Raw genomic sequence first — 12,846 nt, 5'->3', positions numbered from 1 at the left:
CTACGGAATCACCGTCACCGGAACTTTCTCGGCGCGAAGCACCGTCTCGGCGGCGCTACCGAGGATTGCGCGCTCGATCGTGCCGGCGCCGTGGTGGCCCATGACGACGTGGTCGTAGCCGCGCTCGTCGACGAGGTCGAGGATGTCGCTGCCGACGCGGCCGGCCGACCGGACGTCGACGTCCGCGTTCACTTCCGGGTCGGCGTCGACCCCGCGAGCGTCGAGCACGCGCTGGGCGCGCTCGAGAACGGCGTCGGTCGTGGTGGTCGACTCGTCGGCGAAGTGGACGACGTGCAGCGTGGCGTCGTAGCGGGCTGCCATGTCCGCGCCGAAGTCCAGCGCGCGGAAGCTACAGTCCGAGTCGTCGACGGGCACGAGGACGTCCATACGTGCCGGTGGGAACGCGGGGAAAAGTCGGTTCCGGCTACTGGCGGAGCGCGGCGAGGGCTTCGGCGGCCTCCCGGGCGGCTTCGAGGTACTCGCGGGCGGTCCGGGGGTCGTCGGCGCTGCCGGCGCGGCGCGCGAGCGCGGCGATGGTCGATTCGAGCGCGTCGGCGGCCGGACCGCTGGCGGTGGCCGTCGGCGCGTGCTCGGGGAGGTCGCGCGTCGAGGGGTCGTCGCGAGCGGGGGCGTCCTCGACGACGTCGCGGCTGCGCTCGCCGCTCCGGCCAGTGTCGGGTGCGTGCTCGCCGCCGCTCCGGGACGGCGGTGCTCGTCGGGTGTCAGTGTCTCGGCCGGCGTCGCCGGAGGCGGGCTGCTGGCTGTCGCCGCCCGCGACCCCGGATTCGGACTGATTGGGCGAGGCTTGCTGGCCCCCGGTCGGGCCGGAGTCGGCCTGCTGAGTCTCTGGCTGGCCGGCCTGCGCCTGCTGTGCGTCGGGCTGGCTGGCGTCCGCCTGCTGGCGCTGGGCCTCGTGCTGGCAGGTCGGACAGAACGTCTGGCCCTCGTAGCGGAACAGCGGGCTGCCACAGCGGTCGCAGTGGTCGTTGGTCATCGTCGCGCCCTGCAGGAGCAACTCGCTCATACGCGCGGTCGCCTCGCGGTCTTCCTGTTCGTTCTCGTACTTCTCTCGGAGTTCCTCGCGCACGGCTTCCTCGTCGAATCCGTCGTCGCTGTCGCTCATGGTCGGTGGGACGGCGGCGAGCGTCGAAAAGGCTGCGGGGGAGCGTGACCCCACGACCCCGACAGAAGTTCGTCGATAGTCGAAGGGTCGTTCGGCGGCTGTCGGCCGCTGTAGGGCGGTTTCGGGGCGCTGGGGCGGGGGTATCGAAGCGCTTAACGGCTTGCCCGGAGGTGTTTGACGTGATATGACGAAAGTCAGCATCGTGGGGGCCGCCGGGACGGTCGGCGCCGCCGCAGGCTACAACCTCGCGCTCCGTGACGTGGTCGACGAGCTCGTATTCGTGGACATCCCGGACAAGGAGGAGGAGACTATCGGGCAGGCCGCGGACGCCAACCACGGCGTCGCCTACGACGCCAACACCGACGTCTACCAGGGCGACTACGAGGACACCGCCGGCTCCGACGTCGTCGTCATCACGGCCGGCATCCCGCGCCAGCCCGGCCAGACCCGCATCGACCTCGCGGGCGACAACGCGCCCATCATGGAGGACATCGGCTCCTCGCTGGCCGAGCACAACGACGACTTCGTCACCGTCACGACGTCGAACCCCGTCGACCTCCTGAACCGCCACCTCTACGAGAGCGGCGACCGCGACCGCCACAAGGTCGTCGGGTTCGGCGGCCGTCTGGACAGCGCGCGCTTCCGGTACGTGCTCGGCCAGCGCTTCGACGCGCCCGTCCAGAACGTCGACGCGACAATCCTCGGCGAGCACGGCGACGCCCAGGTGCCCGTGTTCTCGAAGGTCCGCGTGAACGGCGCGGACCCCGAGTTCAGCGACGACGAGAAGGAGGAGATCCTCTCGGACCTCCAGGCGTCCGCGATGAACGTCATCGAGAAGAAGGGCGCGACCCAGTGGGGGCCGGCGACCGGCGTCGCCCACATGGTCGAAGCCATCCTCAACGACACGGGCGAAGTGCTGCCCGGTAGCGTCGTGCTCGACGGCGAGTACGGCCTCGACGACGTCGGCCTCGGCGTTCCGGTGAAGCTCGGGTCGAACGGCGTCGAGGAGGTCGTCGAGTGGGACCTCACCGAGTACGAGCGCGACCAGCTCGGCGAGGCCGCAGAGAAGCTCTCCGAGCAGTACGACGAGATCGCGTAACGCCGCGGCAAGCGGTTTCTTCTGGTGCGGTCACTGCTGTGTAAGCGTCGGGGCCCGAGCGAGCGAGTAGCCTGCTGTGCTCCCTGCTGCTGGCGGTTTGTGCGCCGACGAGGAACGAGGCGGGGAGGACGGGCGGCTGTGCGTCGCTGTTCGGTGGTTCGCAGGCGGTGCGCCGGCCGGCAGTGCGACTACGCGGGTGCGACTTCCTGTTCGACGTCGTCGGCGTCCTCGGCGTCGCGTTCGGCCTCCGCTTCGAGTTGTTCGATCGGAAGCTCCTCCCAGTGGTGGCACATCGCACCCGATGGTATGTGTCGTGTTATCATAAAACTATCCCGGGCGGTGCAGCGACGCTACCGACAGTCAGGGAACGAGCTGTTCGCCGTCGTCGTCGTAGACGGTGATGGCGTCGACGGGACAGGCTCTCGCCGCGAACTTCGCGTCCAGTTCGTCGCCGTCCGGTACCTCGACGGCGAAGAGGTCCTCCTCGACCTCCTCGCCGTCGACGAGCACCGCCTTCCCGGCGTCCGTGTCCTCCTCGAAGCCGTCGCCCCACTCCGCGACGCACTGGAACATCCCGATGCAGGTGTCCCGGTCGAACTCGACTCGCATACCGCCACGTGGTGGCGCCCGGCGTATATCGTTGCCGGGCCAGTCACGGCGCGACCGCCGGCTGGCCGACGCCGTCTGGCGGCCCGACGGCGAGCGCCCGCGAGAGAGACGGCAGGTGGCCCCGCCCGACAGTTTAAACCGCGGGACGAGCCTATCCCGGCCCAATGAGAGTCGCGGACGTGCCGGGCCTCCCCGGCGGCGTCGCCGAGTACTTCGAGGGGGAGGGCATCGAGGAGCTGTACCCGCCGCAGGGTGAGGCCGTCGAGAAGGGAGTCACCGAGGGCTCGAACCTCGTGGCGAGCGTCCCGACGGCCAGCGGGAAGACGCTGGTCGCCCAGCTGGCGATGCTGTCGGCCATCGCGGACGAGGACGGGGACGACAAATTCGGGTTCGACGGCGACGGCACCGCCCTCTACATCGTGCCGCTGCGTGCGCTCGCGGGGGAGAAGGCCAGCGAGTTCGAGGCCTTCGAGCAGTTCGGCCTCTCCGTCGGCGTCTCGACGGGGAACTACGAGAGCGATGGCTCCCGGCTGTCGGACAACGACATCGTCGTCGCCACCTCGGAGAAAGTCGACTCGCTGGTTCGCAACGGCGCCGACTGGATCGACGACCTGTCCTGCGTGGTCGCCGACGAGGTCCACCTGGTGGACGACGACCACCGCGGCCCCACGCTGGAGGTGACACTGGCGAAGCTCCGCCAGCGCGTCGACGGTCTCCAGGTCGTCGCGCTGTCGGCGACCATCGGGAACGCCGACGAACTCGCGGACTGGCTGGACGCCGAGCTCGTGGACTCGGACTGGCGGCCCATCGACCTGAAGACCGGCGTCCACTACGGACAGGCGCTGCACTACGACGACGGCACACAGGCCGAACTCTCGGTCGGCTCGGGGAGCCAGACGGCCGCCGTGGTCGCGGACACCCTCAAGGACGACGGGTCGACGCTCGTGTTCGTGAACTCCCGCCGGAACGCCGAGGCGTCGGCGCGCCGGCTCGCGGACGTCACCGGCGACACGCTGTCGCCCGAGGAGCGCGACCGGCTGGCCGACGTCGCCGAGGAGATACGGGGCGTCAGCGACACCGAGACCAGCGACGACCTCGCGGACGCCGTCGCGAAGGGCGCGGCGTTCCACCACGCCGGCCTCGCGCGCGAGCACCGCGAACTCGTCGAGGAAGCCTTCAGAGACCGCCTCGTGAAGGTCGTCTCCGCGACGCCGACGCTCGCGGCGGGCGTGAACACGCCCTCCCGCCGGGTCGTCGTGCGGGACTGGCAGCGCTACGACGGCACCGCCGGCGGGATGCAGCCCCTCGACGTCCTGGAGGTCCACCAGATGTTCGGGCGTGCGGGGCGCCCCGGACTGGACCCCTACGGGGAGGCCGTGCTGCTCGCGAACAGCCACGACGAGCTGGAGGAGCTGTTCGACCGGTACGTGTACGCCGACCCGGAGCCCGTGCGCTCGAAGCTCGCGGCCGAGCCCGCGCTCCGCACCCACGTGCTGGCCGCCATCGCGACCGGGTTCACGACGACCGAGGACAGCCTCCACGAGTTCCTCGGGGAGACGCTGTACGCCACGCAGACCGACGACCCCGGCCGGCTGCAGTCCGTCACGCGGGACGTGCTCGTCTACCTCGACCGGAACGGGTTCGTCGAGCGCGAGGACGGCGGCGCGCTGCGCGCGACCGCCACCGGCCACCTCGTGAGCCAGCTGTACGTCGACCCGATGAGCGCGGCGACCGTCATCGACGGGTTGCGCGCGGCCGCGCGAAGCGGGGCCGCGTCTGGAGCGAGCGACGACGCAGGAACCGCAGACAGCGACGGGCCCGCGGGCTTCCAGCCGGCCAGCGAGATGGAGGCCGACAGCGACCTCCCGGAGGACGCGACCGTAGACCCGTCGCCGCTCGGGCTCTACCACCTCGTGAGCCGGACGCCGGACATGTACGAGCTCTACCTCCGGTCCGGGGACCGCGAGCAGTACACCGAACTCGCCTACGAGCGCGAGGACGAACTGCTCGGGTCGACGCCCCGCGAGGAGCAGGCGGAGTTCGAGGACTGGCTGTCGGCGCTGAAGACGGCGAAGCTCATGGAGGACTGGGCGTCGGAGCTCGACGAGGACCGAATCGCCGAGCGCTACGACGTCGGCCCGGGCGACATCCGGGGGAAAGTGGAGACGGCGGAGTGGCTGCTGAACGCGGCCGAGCGGCTCGCCGGCGAACTCGACGTGAACTGCGCGACCGCCGTCCGCGAGGCCCGCAAGCGTGTGGAGTACGGCGTCCGGGAGGAACTGCTGGACCTCGCTGGCGTGCGGGACGTCGGCCGGAAGCGCGCCCGCCGGCTGTACGACGCCGGCATCGAGTCGCGGGCCGACCTCCGGGACGCCGACAAGAGCCTCGTGCTCGGCGCCGTCCGGGGCCGCGAGGCGACGGCAGAGCGCATCCTGGAGAACGTCGGCCACCCGAATCCGGGGATGGACGGCGTGGACGCCGACGCGGACGCGACCCCCGACCCCGAGGGCAGCGGCAGCGGCGCCGGTGGGGGCGCCGACACCGGCGAGAACCAGGCGAACCTGGGTGACTTCTCGTGAGGGTCGTCGAGGGCGTCGCCGCGGTCGAGGACGTCGACGCGTTCGTCGCCGACCTCGGCGCGGTCGGCGACGAGCACGGCGTGGCGGTGCAGGCGTTCGACGCCGGCTACGTCGCGGACCGCGAGCACCTCGTGAGCGCGGTGGCGCACGCCAGCCGGGCGTTCGAGCGCGGGGAGAACGTCGCCAGCGAGCGCGCCGTCGAGATTCTGCTGTACGCCGCTGGCCGCCGCCAGATCCGGCAGGCGCTGGCGATGGGCGTCGGCGAGGGCGAGCAGCCGGTCGTCGTCGTGGTCGCCGCCGACACGGACGGCGCAGCCGACGCCGACGAGCGCGAGGCGGCGGCTGCCGACGCGGTGGGCGACCTGCTCGCCGAAGTGCGCCCGACGCTGGGGGAGGAACGCGACGAGGCGACGCTCCGGGAGTTCTTCGACGTGAGCGCGGCGGAGGTGGCTGCGGCGGGCGGCGACCTCGCCGGCGTGGTGCGCGAGCGCGTCGCGCTGCTCGACGTCGAGAAGTGACGCGCTAGCACACCCCGTTCCAGTCGAAACGAAGGGGTGTGGTCGTCTCTTCGTCTTGCGGTTCTCTCCGGGAGAATGTAGTCCACCCCGTATCACGACCGGTGGCGTGTGTGAGTGAGTTGCACCCGAAACGCCGCCCGCGGAGAGCGGACGGCCGTCAGACGCTACCCGATACAGTCGAGCACCGTCCGCCGGTCGAACCGAGCGTCACAGCCGCCGTACCCACACGTGTAGCCGTCCTCGTCGCGGCGGTTCCGCAGTCCGCCGTGGCCGCAGGGCAGCGTGTCGCGACTCGCCCGAATCTCGCGGGCGGCCTCGAAGGCGGCCGGATTCGTGCGGTAGCGTTTCGGCTCGTCCCTGGGATTCTCGACGACGTCGAGGACGCCGTGCGCGCGGAACTGCCGGAAGACCCGCCGGACTTCACCGGGCGCCTCCGCGAGCCGGAACGGCTCGCCGGGCGGCGGGAGCCGGGCTGTCGCGTCCGGGTTCCCGCGCAGGACGCTGCGCGCGCCGTTCGGGACGCTGTTCGACCGCGGGTCTACGGCCACCCCCGGTCACCCCCGGAGGTCGCCGCGGTCGTAGTGCTGCTCGCAGCTCCGGCAGTAGTACCGGCCGTCGCAGAGCCGGCGCAGCCGCGTGTGCCCCCGCGGGCACTTGACGCGCCAGCCGGCGTCCGTGTGCTCGCCATCCATCGGTCACCTGCCAGCGTCTGAGGCGCCGCCGCCACAAGTACCGAATCCTGCCGCGCAGTGAAAGTGAAAGTAGTCGGGCGAGTCCCCGGTACCCCCGCTTCGGGAGCGAGCAGGAACCACCGCTAGCAATCACACGAACGGACGGAACACTGTTCGTCGTGGATCGCCAGGAGAATAGTCCCGGGAAGATTCGAACCGGAGCGAGACGTGCTCGCTGTCGCTTCTCGTCTCGCTGCGCGCGACTCGCAGGGCTCGAATCTGGATTATCGGCTCCTCGCTCAACTCGTCGCCAGAAGTAGTCCCGGGAAGATTCGAACTTCCGTCGAAGCCCCCAGAAGGCTTCAGGATTGGCCGCTACCCCACGGGACTGCTCGCATCTCACGAAACGAGGTTGGTTCACTAAACGTTGTCGTTTCAGTCCAGGGCAGCGGGCGTTGCTGGGTGGTGTTCCGTCCGGTGGCAGTTCGCACAGAGGACCGCCGTCTTCTCGATTTCGGCGTGAACCGCCTCGACCGGACGGCTGTTCGTAATCATCTCGCCGACGGCCGCCGTCTTTTCGTCGTCTGGGTGATGGAGCTGCAGACACACCGGGTCTCCTTCACCGCAGCGCTGACAGCCACGGACCTGCTGGTAGGCGTAGGTCCAGGCGCGAACCCACGACTCCTTGTCGACCGACCCGGGTCGTTCGCCGAGCAGACGTGCTTCCAGCGCGTCCCCAGGGCTGTCGGCGAGTTCGGCCGTATCGAGTTCGGACAACACTACCGGTGCATCGTTGTGTTCCCGCCAGTGACAGTTCGCGCAGAGCAGTTGACAGTCCTCGATTTCCGTGCGGATTGTTTCTCGCGAGTATCCGGACGCCACCATCTCGTTGACGCTCAGCCGTTTTCGTGTGTCGTCGACGTGGTGGAAGTCGAGGCAGAACGGCGACGATTCCGCACACCGAACGCACCCGGACCGGTCGGTTCTGTACTGGTGGAGCCACTCGCGGAGCCGCCGTCACCGGTCCCGTGACCGCTGCGCGTTCAGGTCTCGGTTGCGGTAGTGCCACCGCTGGTCCTGGCTGAGTGACGACCACGTCTCGCCGTCGGGAACCGAGACGTCGTCGGGCTTGGGTTCGACGCGCGGCCCCGTGGACCGGTTCGTCGACAGCCCGGCCTGTGCTTTCGCGTCGTTCCAGCTGCCGCAGTGTCTGAGAATCGTCGACGCAGCGGGCGTAATGTCGAGTCTCTCGTACTGAGCTTTCGTCGGTGACTCGTCGAGACGGCTCGCAGCATCTTCGAGCGCGCTGAGACAGTCCTCTCTCGTCGCCACGGGTGGGCTGGCGTCGCGTTCCTGTATAAACGTGTGGCCAACACTCGTTCGTGCACACACCGACGGCTATTTGCCCGGCGAGGATGCACGTTCGCGTATGTACGTCGGACGATTCGTCGTCGTGGGGCCGGACGTCGCGGCTTACCGGGTGTCGTCGCGGTCGTTCCCGAACCGGCAGGTCGTCGAGCGCGAGGGTGCGCTGACCGTCGCGCCGACGCCGGACGCTCCCGACACGGACAACCCCTACGTATCGTACAACTGCTACCGGACGGGCGGCGGACACGCGGTCGTCGGGAACGGCAGCCACGTCGACCCCATCGCGGAGAAGCTCGAGCTGGGGTATCCGCCCCGCGACGCGCTCGCCGAGGCGCTGCTCGCGCTGGACTACGAGAAAGACGACTACGACACGCCCCGGGTCGCGGGCGTGCTGGCGGCCGACGGGCGTGCGTTCGTCGGGACCGTCCGGAGGGACGCACTCCTCGTCAGGGAGGTCGAGGAGCCGACGCTCGTCGCGACCTACGAGAAGGACGCGCCCGAGCCCATCGGGTTCGACGCCGAGACGGCCGACGCGGCGGCCGGCGAGGCGTACAGCGCGGCGTTCGAGCACGCCGTCTGCGCAGTCGGCGTCGTCCGCGACGGCGAGGACGACGGCTACGAGACCGCCATCGAGAACGGCGAGTAGCCGGACCGAGAGCGGGGCGGAGAACTAAGGCCGAGGGCGCCCGAGTGCCGGGCATGCAACTCGGCGTTGTCTCCGACATCCACTCGAATCTCGTCGCGCTGGAGGCCGTGCTCGCGGACATGCCGGCCGTCGACCGGCTGGTGTGTGCGGGCGACGTCGTCGGGTACAATCCGTGGCCCGCCGAGTGCGTCGACGAACTCCGCGAGCGCGGCGTCCCGACGGTGATGGGGAACCACGACCGAATGGTGGCGGCCGGCCGGAACTTCCGCGGGAACGGGATGGCCCAGGCCGGCGTCGACCACGCCAGCGAGGCGCTGAACGACGTCCAGCGGACGTGGGTCGAGAACCTTCCCCGGGAGCGCCGGCTGGCGGACGGCCGCGTGAAGGTCGTCCACGACCACCCCGAGGTGACGGACAAGTACACGTACCCCGAGGAGTTCGGGCCACACCTGCTCGGTCGCGGCGAGGACGGCTCCAGCGGCGACCAGGAGGAGGAGCAGGAGGAGGTCCTGATTCTCGGGCACACGCACGTCCAGCACCACGAGGTGTACGGCGAGGGCGTCGTCCTGAACCCGGGCAGCGTCGGCCAGCCCCGGGACCGCGATCCCCGGGCTGCCTACGCTGTCGTCGACCTCGACGACCTGTCGGTGACCGAGCACCGCGTCGAGTACGACGTCGAGGCCGTCCAGGAGGCGGTCCGGGACGCCGGCCTGCCGCCGCGGACGGCCGACCGGCTGACCGAAGGGCGGTAGCCCGACCAGCCGGCCGGCGGAGGCTGCCGATTCGACAGCCAGTAGCCTGGTGGACCGAAAGGGCGAGGCGCGCGTGGCGGCTACGCCGCCACGGAATGGGGCGGTCGGCAGAGCCGACCGCCCAGCTCGCGGCCGGAGGCCTCGTGGGCTCGTCGGTCCCTATCGCGACCCTCGGGAGCGATATACCGACGAACGTACGCGAGCCGGCCGAGGGCTTTCGAGCGTGGCCGTCGGGATCAGCAGCGTCCTACGCTAGCGGCCGGAGCTGTGCGGAGAAGTGCCGGAGCTCCTGCATCTCGGGTTCGTCGACGATCTCGTAGCCAGTCACATCGTCGCCGCGCTCGCAGACCGCCGCGGCGGTGTCGGCGACGTGTTCGAGGTGGTCGGGGCCGTAGGTGCGGCGAGGGAGCGCGAGGCGGACGAGGTCCCGCCGGTCCGTGCCGGGGAAGGCGAACCGGCCGAGTTCGACGCCGCGGACGCCGCCCTCCAGGTAGAGTTCGCAGACGAACGCCTGGCCCGGGAACGCCTCGCGCGCGAGGTGGGGGAGTGCTTCGTTGGCGTCGACGTAGACGGCGTGGCCGCCGGCCGGCTCGTAGACGGGGACGCCGCGGTCGTCGAGCAGGGCGGCGAGGCGCTGGACCTGCTCGACGCGTTCGGCGACGTACGGCGGGTCGACGGCCTCGCGGAGGCCGACTGCGAACGCCGCCATGTCCCGACCGGACATGCCGCCGTACGTGGAGAATCCCTCGTAGAGAATGCCGCGCTGGCGGCACTGCTCGAACAGCTCCCCCTCCTCGCGGAGGCCGACGAACCCGCCGACGTTGACGAGGCCGTCTTTCTTCCCACTCATGACGCAGGCGTCGGCGTACGAGAGCTGTTCGCGGGCGATGTCGGCGACGGCGTCGTCGGCGAACTCGGGTTCGCGCTGCTGGACGAAGTACGCGTTCTCGGCGAACCGGCAGGCGTCGACCACGAACGTGGCGTCGATGTCGTGGGCGAACGCGGCGACCTCGCGGGTGTTGGCGACGCTGACCGGCTGGCCGGCCATGGAGTTGTTCGTGACGGTGAGGACGACGGCGGGGACGTTGTCGGCGCCGACGTCGTCGACGACGCGGCGGGCGGTCTCGACGGAGAAGTCGCCCTTGAATGGGTCGTCGCTGTCGGGGTCGCGGGCGCCGTCGACCGGACAGTCGACGGGGTCGGCGCCGTTGGCGGCGACGTGCGCCCGCGTGGTGTCGAAGTGGGCGTTGTTGAGGACGGTGTCGCCCTCGTCGACGAGCGCGCCGTAGAGGACGTTCTCGGCGCCCCGGCCCTGGTGGGCGGGGACGATGTGCTCGAAGCCCATCACGTCCGCGGCGGCGGTCTCGAGGTCGGCGAAGCTGGAGCTGCCGGCGTAGGCCTCGTCGCCAGTCAGCATGGCGGCCCACTGGTCGTTGCTCATCGTGCCGGTGCCGGAGTCGGTCAGCAGGTCGACGGCGACGGCGTCGCTGGCGAGCTCGAAGACGTTGTAGCCCGCGTCCGCGAGCGCGGCCTCGCGGTCCGCCCGGGGGAGGAGTTCGACGTCGTCGACCATCGTGGCCGTGTAGGAACGCATGGCACAGAGACGGGTGCCGAGCGGCTTAGTTCCGGCGTGAGAGGGCTGTTCGGCGGCGTACAGGACTGTACGACGCTGCCCGGAGTCGGGGCGCGGCGGTCAGGACCGGGGGCCGTCGTCTGTCTCGCGGCCGGTCAGGACTGGAAGCCGTTCTGGACGACGTCGAGGGCGGCCTCGCGGTCGTCCCACGCGACGAACACCGCGACCGAGGTGGCCGAGGAGACGATGTCGATGACGTTGATGTTGCGGTCGGCAAGCGGGTCGACGATGCGCCGGAGGACGCCGGGCCGGTTCGGGAGTTCGCCGCCGAGCACGCGGATGACGGCGATGTCGTCGGTGACCGTCACCGAGGACAGCTCACCGACCTCGATGACCTCCTGGTGGAGGACGTTCTCGGCGCGCTCGGCGACGGACTCGTCGACGTAGAACGTCATCGAGTCCATGCCCGAGGCGACCGCGTCGACGTTGATGTCGCTCTCGTACAGCGCCGTGGACAGCGTGGACATGATGCCGGGGCGGTTCCGGATGGCGCGTCCAGCGACCGTCAAGCAGGCCAGCGGCGACTCCCGCATGTCGACCATGTTCTCGAAGGTGCCCTCGACGCGCGTGCCGCCCGACAGCAGGTCGCCGTGCTGGTAGTGGATGACGCGGACGTCGAGCTCGTCGTCCTTGAACGAGAGCGCCGACGGCGCGACGACTTCGGCGCCCCGGAAGGAGAGGTTCCGGAGCTCGTCGACCGTGATCTCGCCGACGTTCCGGGCGCCCTCGACGACGTGGGGGTCGCCGGTCATGATGCCCTCGACGTCGGTGACGATGACGACCTCGTCGGCGTCGAGGTAGCGGCCGAGCATCACCGCCGACGTGTCGGAGCCGCCGCGGCCGAGCGTCGTGACGTTGCCCTCGTCGTCCTCGGCGAGGAAGCCCGTGACGACGGGGACGGTGTCGTCGAGGCGGTCCACGAGGTCGTCCACGCGGCCCTTCGTCGCGTCTGCGTCGACCTCGCCGCGGTCGTTCGTGACGATGGGCCAGTCGCCGACCCCGGGTTCGAGGAAGTCGGCGTCGACGCCGCGGGCGGCCAGCGCCGCCTTCAGCATCCGGACCGATGTGCGTTCGCCCATCGAGACGATCTCCGCGCGGTCCGTCTCGTCGGCGTCGAACGTGATCTCGTCGAGGAGTTCGTCGGTCGTGTTCCCCATCGCCGACGCGACCACGACGATCTCGTGGCCGGCGTCGACGGCGGCGGCGATGGAGTCGGCAGCCCGCTCGACGCGGTCGCCGCTGCCGAGACTCGTCCCCCCGAACTTCGCGACTACGCGCACCGGCACTCACCGGTACGACGTACCGTGTTCATTGCCCGCGTCTAGGAGAGCCAGCCTAGATAACTGCTTGCATGGGTGAGAAGGTTGCCAGCGCACGGCGAGCAGCCGCAGCCGCCCCCAGCCGTGCCGCGAGCCAGCCGTGGTCGCCGCGCGGGCTTCAAGAGGGTTGGAGGCGTACGTGGGGACATGCACGTCCGGGACGCGACAGCCGACGACGCCGACGCGGTGACGCGGCTGGCGGCGACCGACGTCGACGCCGACCGCCTCGTCCGGGACCGCACCGTTCGGGTGGCGTGCGTCGACGACGAAGTGGTCGGCTTCCTCGCCTACGACACGTGGCGTGGCGCGGTCCACGTCACGCGGTTCGGCGGCGACGGCGACGCCGTCGCGGAGCTGCTGGCAGCCCCCCGGGAGTTCGCCACCCGGGAGTCGCTGCCCGTCGAGATGGTGGTGCCGGAGAGCGACGACGGCGTGGCCGGCCTCCTCACCGAGGAGGGGTTCGAGGAGACGGGGCCGGGACCGGTGTTCGACGGGGAACGAACGATGCGGTTCCGGTGGGCGCCCTAAC

General features: G+C 70.5%; 15 protein-coding genes and 1 tRNA gene. 6 read left to right on the top strand and 10 right to left on the bottom strand.

The window, feature by feature from the left end; genetic code table 11:
- Entirely contained in the window at positions 1-387 is a 387-nt protein-coding gene (locus LT971_RS00815) for a universal stress protein (RefSeq protein ID WP_237004950.1), read from the bottom strand.
- A gap of 37 nt (positions 388-424) precedes the next feature.
- Positions 425-1,123, bottom strand: coding sequence for an Sjogren's syndrome/scleroderma autoantigen 1 family protein (locus tag LT971_RS00810; protein WP_237004949.1), 699 nt, complete (start codon positions 1,121-1,123; stop codon positions 425-427).
- Positions 1,124-1,307: 184 nt separating this feature from the next.
- Between LT971_RS00810 and mdh the strand changes: the two genes are divergently transcribed.
- Entirely contained in the window at positions 1,308-2,222 is a 915-nt protein-coding gene (mdh, locus tag LT971_RS00805) for a malate dehydrogenase (protein WP_237004948.1), read from the top strand.
- Positions 2,223-2,582: 360 nt separating this feature from the next.
- On the opposite strand, the gene LT971_RS00800 is transcribed toward mdh, so the two are convergent.
- On the bottom strand, positions 2,583-2,831 hold the full coding sequence (locus LT971_RS00800) for a ferredoxin (RefSeq protein WP_237004947.1): 249 nt from the start codon (positions 2,829-2,831) through the stop codon (positions 2,583-2,585).
- Between the two features lie 164 nt (positions 2,832-2,995).
- Between LT971_RS00800 and LT971_RS00795 the strand changes: the two genes are divergently transcribed.
- Both LT971_RS00795 and cgi121 read left to right on the top strand, forming a co-directional pair.
- A complete protein-coding gene (locus LT971_RS00795; protein WP_237004946.1) occupies positions 2,996-5,410 on the top strand; it encodes an ATP-dependent DNA helicase in 2,415 nt (804 codons plus the stop codon).
- The gene (gene cgi121, locus LT971_RS00790; RefSeq protein WP_237004945.1) at positions 5,407-5,928 is read left to right on the top strand and encodes a KEOPS complex subunit Cgi121; all 522 of its coding nucleotides are present in this window, start codon (positions 5,407-5,409) and stop codon (positions 5,926-5,928) included. Before LT971_RS00795 ends, cgi121 begins: the two co-directional genes overlap by 4 nt.
- Before the next feature lie 164 nt (positions 5,929-6,092).
- Here the strand turns inward: cgi121 and LT971_RS00785 are convergent, their stop codons facing one another.
- The 5 genes from LT971_RS00785 to LT971_RS00765 form a co-directional block, all read right to left on the bottom strand.
- The gene (locus LT971_RS00785) at positions 6,093-6,476 is read right to left on the bottom strand and encodes a hypothetical protein (RefSeq protein ID WP_237004944.1); all 384 of its coding nucleotides are present in this window, start codon (positions 6,474-6,476) and stop codon (positions 6,093-6,095) included.
- Positions 6,477-6,482: 6 nt separating this feature from the next.
- A complete protein-coding gene (locus LT971_RS00780; RefSeq protein ID WP_237004943.1) occupies positions 6,483-6,620 on the bottom strand; it encodes a hypothetical protein in 138 nt (45 codons plus the stop codon).
- Between the two features lie 296 nt (positions 6,621-6,916).
- Positions 6,917-6,989: transfer RNA gene (locus tag LT971_RS00775), tRNA-Gln, on the bottom strand.
- A 45-nt stretch (positions 6,990-7,034) separates the two neighbouring features.
- The gene (locus LT971_RS00770) at positions 7,035-7,376 is read right to left on the bottom strand and encodes a hypothetical protein (RefSeq protein WP_237004942.1); all 342 of its coding nucleotides are present in this window, start codon (positions 7,374-7,376) and stop codon (positions 7,035-7,037) included.
- A gap of 240 nt (positions 7,377-7,616) precedes the next feature.
- Positions 7,617-7,931, bottom strand: coding sequence for a homing endonuclease associated repeat-containing protein (locus LT971_RS00765; RefSeq protein WP_237004941.1), 315 nt, complete (start codon positions 7,929-7,931; stop codon positions 7,617-7,619).
- A gap of 97 nt (positions 7,932-8,028) precedes the next feature.
- Here LT971_RS00765 and LT971_RS00760 point away from each other — a divergent pair, with 97 nt between their 5' ends.
- Positions 8,029-8,613 (top strand): IMP cyclohydrolase, encoded by a 585-nt coding sequence (locus LT971_RS00760; protein WP_237004940.1) that lies wholly within the window; start codon positions 8,029-8,031, stop codon positions 8,611-8,613.
- A 53-nt stretch (positions 8,614-8,666) separates the two neighbouring features.
- Positions 8,667-9,365 carry a metallophosphoesterase family protein gene (locus LT971_RS00755; protein WP_237004939.1) on the top strand — a complete coding sequence of 233 codons (699 nt, stop codon included), beginning with the start codon at positions 8,667-8,669 and terminating at the stop codon, positions 9,363-9,365.
- 247 nt (positions 9,366-9,612) lie between these two features.
- Here the strand turns inward: LT971_RS00755 and LT971_RS00750 are convergent, their stop codons facing one another.
- Both LT971_RS00750 and LT971_RS00745 read right to left on the bottom strand, forming a co-directional pair.
- Complete coding sequence (locus LT971_RS00750; protein ID WP_237004938.1) at positions 9,613-10,959, bottom strand: tryptophanase; 1,347 nt, start codon at positions 10,957-10,959, stop codon at positions 9,613-9,615.
- Positions 10,960-11,093: 134 nt separating this feature from the next.
- Entirely contained in the window at positions 11,094-12,278 is a 1,185-nt protein-coding gene (locus LT971_RS00745) for an aspartate kinase (protein WP_237006237.1), read from the bottom strand.
- A gap of 186 nt (positions 12,279-12,464) precedes the next feature.
- Between LT971_RS00745 and LT971_RS00740 the strand changes: the two genes are divergently transcribed.
- Positions 12,465-12,845 carry a hypothetical protein gene (locus LT971_RS00740; RefSeq protein ID WP_237004937.1) on the top strand — a complete coding sequence of 127 codons (381 nt, stop codon included), beginning with the start codon at positions 12,465-12,467 and terminating at the stop codon, positions 12,843-12,845.
- Position 12,846 lies beyond the last annotated feature (1 nt).

The sequence above is a fragment of the Halobacterium rubrum genome (genome assembly GCF_021729015.1).
Classification (GTDB): domain Archaea; phylum Halobacteriota; class Halobacteria; order Halobacteriales; family Halobacteriaceae; genus Halobacterium; species Halobacterium rubrum.
The sequence above is the reverse complement of the archived record's forward strand: the minus strand, read 5'-3'. Positions and strand labels throughout refer to the sequence as shown.

Excerpts from the sequence above, each read along its gene's own strand:
- LT971_RS00815 (WP_237004950.1), bottom strand. The coding sequence starts at position 387 with ATGGACGTCCTCGTGCCCGTCGACGACTCGGACTGTAGCTTCCGCGCG.
- LT971_RS00810 (WP_237004949.1), bottom strand. The coding sequence starts at position 1,123 with ATGAGCGACAGCGACGACGGATTCGACGAGGAAGCCGTGCGCGAGGAA.
- mdh (WP_237004948.1), top strand. The coding sequence starts at position 1,308 with ATGACGAAAGTCAGCATCGTGGGGGCCGCCGGGACGGTCGGCGCCGCC.
- LT971_RS00800 (WP_237004947.1), bottom strand. The coding sequence starts at position 2,831 with ATGCGAGTCGAGTTCGACCGGGACACCTGCATCGGGATGTTCCAGTGC.
- LT971_RS00795 (WP_237004946.1), top strand. The coding sequence starts at position 2,996 with ATGAGAGTCGCGGACGTGCCGGGCCTCCCCGGCGGCGTCGCCGAGTAC.
- LT971_RS00780 (WP_237004943.1), bottom strand. The coding sequence starts at position 6,620 with ATGGATGGCGAGCACACGGACGCCGGCTGGCGCGTCAAGTGCCCGCGG.
- LT971_RS00760 (WP_237004940.1), top strand. The coding sequence starts at position 8,029 with ATGTACGTCGGACGATTCGTCGTCGTGGGGCCGGACGTCGCGGCTTAC.
- LT971_RS00755 (WP_237004939.1), top strand. The coding sequence starts at position 8,667 with ATGCAACTCGGCGTTGTCTCCGACATCCACTCGAATCTCGTCGCGCTG.
- LT971_RS00750 (WP_237004938.1), bottom strand. The coding sequence starts at position 10,959 with ATGCGTTCCTACACGGCCACGATGGTCGACGACGTCGAACTCCTCCCC.
- LT971_RS00740 (WP_237004937.1), top strand. The coding sequence starts at position 12,465 with ATGCACGTCCGGGACGCGACAGCCGACGACGCCGACGCGGTGACGCGG.